We start from the raw sequence: 330 nt of genomic DNA, 5'->3' as shown, positions 1-330 counted from the left end.
TCTGCTCCGTCTAATCCTGCTAAACCTTGTATCCCTTGTATTCCTTGATCACCAGCATCTCCTTTGTCGCCTTTATCTCCCTTATCTCCTTTAGGACCTGTTGCCCCATCTGCTCCGTCTAATCCTGCTACACCTTGTATCCCTTGTATTCCTTGATCACCGGTATCGCCTTTATCTCCTTTGTCACCTTTATCTCCTTTAGGACCTGTTGCTCCATCTGCTCCGTCTAATCCTGCTAAACCTTGTATCCCTTGTATTCCTTGATCACCGGTATCTCCTTTGTCGCCTTTATCTCCCTTATCTCCTTTAGGACCTGTTGCCCCATCTGCT

Annotated in this window: 1 pseudogene; it reads right to left on the bottom strand. The window is 47.0% G+C overall.

What is annotated here, in order from left to right:
* Positions 1–330 (bottom strand): annotated as a pseudogene (locus tag ACH5TX_RS00235) (hypothetical protein); the annotation flags it as partial.

The sequence above is a fragment of the Thalassobellus citreus genome (assembly GCF_044385915.1).
In the GTDB taxonomy this organism is placed as follows: domain Bacteria; phylum Bacteroidota; class Bacteroidia; order Flavobacteriales; family Flavobacteriaceae; genus Thalassobellus; species Thalassobellus citreus.
The sequence above is the reverse complement of the archived record's forward strand: the minus strand, read 5'-3'. Positions and strand labels throughout refer to the sequence as shown.